Origin of the sequence: Bradyrhizobium sp. INPA03-11B (assembly GCF_040446015.1) — a bacterium.
In the GTDB taxonomy this organism is placed as follows: domain Bacteria; phylum Pseudomonadota; class Alphaproteobacteria; order Rhizobiales; family Xanthobacteraceae; genus Bradyrhizobium; species Bradyrhizobium macuxiense_A.
Map to the genome: position 1 here is coordinate 1 of NZ_JASGSR010000238.1, position 3931 is coordinate 3931.

Below are 3931 nucleotides of genomic sequence, written 5' to 3' on the forward strand. Positions count from 1 at the left end.
ACGTTCGACGGCACCTTTCCCTTCACGCCGCATTTCAGCGCGGCATCGGGCTTCCGGATGCATTATGTCGACGAAGGCCCGCGGGACGGCGAGGTGGTGCTTTGCCTGCATGGCGAACCGACCTGGGGCTATCTGTTCCGGCATCTGGTGCCGGTCCTGAGCGCCACGCGACGCGTGGTCGTTCCGGATCACATGGGGTTTGGCAAGAGCGCGACGCCGGCGCAGCGCAGCTATTGGCTGCAGGACCATGTCGACAATCTCGAAGCCCTGGTTCTCGCGCTCGACCTGACCAGCATCAGCCTCGTGATGCACGATTTCGGCGGTCCCGTCGGAATGGGGTTCGCGGCACGCCATCCGGATCGGATCCGCCGCGTCATCTCGGCCAACGGGCCGACGCCGTTCGGGCAGAGCGACCTGTTCGCGCGCGTCACCGCGAACGCGCAGGTCTCACCCTGGTTTCAATGGATCGCATCGGCTGAGGCGAACGGTGAACTCGAGCCGGTGCTCGGCCAGCTCGGCTTCAATATTCTGAGCACCCTCAAGCTCAACGGCTTCGAGAACAACGCTGTTATCACCGACGCCTGGCTTGCCGCCTACGGCTCACCTTTCGCGCGCCCGGCCGACTGCCTCGGTGCGATCGGATGGGCGAGGGGCTTTGCGACCGGGGCGCACCAATTCGAGGCGCCGAGCCCCGCCGCCGATCGCGCGATCCGCAGCAAGCCGGCGCTGGCGATCTGGGGCGAAGCGGACCGCACGCTGCACGCAGACCATTTCCTGCCGCTGTTTTCCGCGATCTTCCCGGCGGCGCCAGTGAGGCGCCTTGCCGGCGTCGGGCACTACTGCTTCGAGGATGCGCCGCAGGAAATCGCCGGCATGATCGCGGAGTTCATCGCGCAGACCTGACGGACGGGCCCGGGCAAGAGAGCGGGAGCCTAATAGGACGGCAGAGATCTGGGGCATTGATTGGATCATGCCTGCTCGCGCCGACGAGCAGGACGATCGCATCGCCTGCGCAAACGGCGCGGGCCGGTTCAGCTCGCGCCGGCGAGGATGACGAGGTTGTTGATGACGGGCGTTGAGCAGAACGCCACGACAAGGGCAATCCTGAAAAGGTTTTCGCTGCGCCAAAGCAGCGCGATGACGAGATAGGTCAAGCCCAGTTTGGGGATCAGCCACCAGACGCCGAACCAGGCCTGGGCCATCTGCATGAACGGGTTCGCCTCGCCGAACCCGAGCTCCAGAATCCTGTTGGTGGTGGCAAGGTCGGCGCATCCGAGAAGCAGCACGGAAAGCAGCAACAGTGCCTTAACCCAATTCATTTCAACCTCTCGGTGGGCGCCGAACGGGCAATGACCCTGATCTTCGAGCCGATTCGTTAAATGTTGGTTCGGGAAGGGGGTGCAACGAGGCCGCTTTGCGGAGGCGGTATGCATGGCGGAAGGGGTGACTTGTCAACTATGCTGAGTTTGTTGAGATTTTCCGGGCCTGACCTTACAAGTTCTACGGTTGAGGCTACGGCGCGATCGTGCAACTAATTTTCGAGCAAAGTGTGTGAGTGCCGGCGCTCAGAGCCTTCGCGCCTCAATCAAATCGACCCAATCTTGTATTGAGAACTTCCAATCGAAGTTTCTTGCGGCCGCTTGGATCGATTGGCACTTCTCGACATAGGCTGAAGGGTTCTCCTTGTAGAAGGTTAGAGTCGCCGTAGTGAAGGACACAAACTTGTCGGCGTGAATGGGAGCAATGGTACCTAGGCCCTTTGCGGTTTAGGCCAAAGCGCGATCTCTTCGAGCGTCAGCCCTTCGCGCGCAGAGCGCGCCGTTGGGCGCTCGTCAATTTACGCACTCACTCGCTCAATCGCTGTCTTGGGGTCTGACGGACGGGAGTTCGACTCAAGATGTCGGAATAGTTTCTCATAGCCGTCAACTTTGTGTCCCCTCGAGCCCAGACAAAGTGCATGAAGCCTTTTGCAGACGGTTGTTGATCGGACATTCCACTGAAACTGCACGTATCTCCAAGAGACTCTAGGTCGACCGCTTTTGTTTTCGTCAACACGTAGTTGAAGAACGGCTGGTCTCCGGCCCACTCATACTGATCGGCAATCCGAGACCCATGCAATCGTCTGACCATCGCACCAACGGTCTGAGCAAGATCATGGTCCGAAAATCCGATGATCCCGGAGTTCGCAACCGGTAGAAATTCGGTTGAGCAATCTGGGTCGAGTCTAATTAACTCAAGCCCAAACCAATTCCCTATGCGGCGATGATCTTGCACATACTTGATCTCGACATTGCACAATTCCGGATAAAGGTATCGCTCGTTCGTAACGCAGAGGCCTCGGGATGCCGCAACGCGAAGTAAGCAATCCTGTACGTCCGCATCGACGATGATATCGCAGTCTAAGTAGAGAACGGGTTGGTATTGGCGCAAGGCGCTGAGATCGTAACGCTGGAAGAGAGGGGGGGATGAGATCGGGAGACAAAGGCAGCGATCTTGTAGCGATTCTGGAATCCATCGCAACGTCTCGTTCGGGGGCTTGCTGGAGAATACCGCGACGTCGCCGTTGTATCGTCCATACTTGACCAGCGACGCCAAGAACAGTCGAAGACATTCGAAGTATCGTTCGGACCCGTAGCAAGTTGTTACAACGACGGGTGCGAAACGTCTGGCTATGACCAGACGTCCATCATCGTTCACTTCAAAATCAAACGTCTGCATGTTTACGGCGCCGGAAGTCAAAGCAATTTGTCCAAGAGGCGGACAAAGGGCGCCGGGAGCAACCTTTGACTGATGGCAAAGACATTCTGCTCGATGTCTCTGGTATGCAAGAATGAATAGCCGTACTGGGCCAACATCAATGTAAGCCTGTTTGCCTCCTCAGCGTGCAGATGCTTGGTTTCATAAAACACAATCAAAGGCCGCGTTGCCTCGATTGGAAAGCTCATGAGGATCTTCGCATCATAACCTTCAGTGTCGATGTATAGGAGGCTGACCGAGCTTATTCTAAATTCATTCAGAAGACTCTCAGACGTTCTCGTTTGGACAGTGATCTCTTCTATGTGCTCGCGGATGTCAGGCACGAACTTCTCGTGACTCAAGATAGTCGGCAAATCAAACGATGAGAGACCTTTGAACCAGCCCGGCACGATTTTGTTGTCCAGCTCATGCTCCTTTACTGAATAGAAAGTCATTGTCTCTCTATCCGCTGACGGGTGTATCGCCGCGTTGAGGGCGAGGAGGCCGGAGGCTACGGGAATTGACACCTTTAGTCTTTCGAACAGGAACGGCACTGGCTCGATTAGCACCCCGTGCCATTCTCTCAATTGGATTAGGTCGTTTAGCGTCGCTCCGTCGTTCGCCCCGATCTGAACTAAAGTGTTTTCCGTAACCGGCAGCAGCGCTACGAGTTCTTGCCACAATGTTGCGAGCTTGGTCATGAGTCGATCCATTCCCAGATCATGAAACCAGTTGAGCGCGAGAAGGAGTAGTCAAGCTTTTTGATCGACGGACGCGTCTAGAATCCCGCGACGTTTGGCCAGAAAGAATTCGAGGTTTCTTCTCAGGCGCCCGTTGTCGGGATCAAGTCCTGAGGCCATCTCGCCCCACATGACGGCGAGGTCCATTACATTCAATCGCCAGGCCGCGATAGCGCCGAGGTCGTAGAGCCGGAAGCCCCAGCTACGCTCATCATCGAGATAACTCCCGGTCCGACGCGTCTTTTCGATGCCGCTCGTGCACGCCCAAAACAGATTCGGCCAATCTGCTTGGCTATGCAATTCCTCCGCCAGATCCAGCCAGATCTCGCGCCGGTGTGGGGCTTCCAGCCGCGCTCGATCCAGCCAGTACATCTTCCTGGTCGGTGCAGTTCGCGCTAGATAGCGCATCGCCTCGGCGCGCTCTTCGCCCCACGTGCTGGTGGGCAATTCCAGGT

At 57.3% G+C, this 3931-nt stretch carries 4 protein-coding genes; 1 reads left to right on the forward strand and 3 read right to left on the reverse strand.

Annotation, left to right across the window (positions count from 1 at the left end; genetic code table 11):
- The coding region (locus QMZ05_RS40445) for an alpha/beta fold hydrolase (RefSeq protein WP_353705833.1) at positions 1-903 on the forward strand (903 nt) is incomplete at its 5' end.
- 128 nt (positions 904-1031) lie between these two features.
- Here QMZ05_RS40445 and QMZ05_RS40450 read toward each other — a convergent pair.
- The 3 genes from QMZ05_RS40450 to QMZ05_RS40460 form a co-directional block, all read right to left on the reverse strand.
- Positions 1032-1319 carry a DUF5658 family protein gene (locus tag QMZ05_RS40450; RefSeq protein ID WP_244484942.1) on the reverse strand — a complete coding sequence of 96 codons (288 nt, stop codon included), beginning with the start codon at positions 1317-1319 and terminating at the stop codon, positions 1032-1034.
- A 1416-nt stretch (positions 1320-2735) separates the two neighbouring features.
- Complete coding sequence (locus QMZ05_RS40455) at positions 2736-3437, reverse strand: FkbM family methyltransferase (protein WP_353705834.1); 702 nt, start codon at positions 3435-3437, stop codon at positions 2736-2738.
- Between the two features lie 51 nt (positions 3438-3488).
- The coding region (locus QMZ05_RS40460) for a hypothetical protein (protein ID WP_353705835.1) at positions 3489-3931 on the reverse strand (443 nt) is incomplete at its 5' end.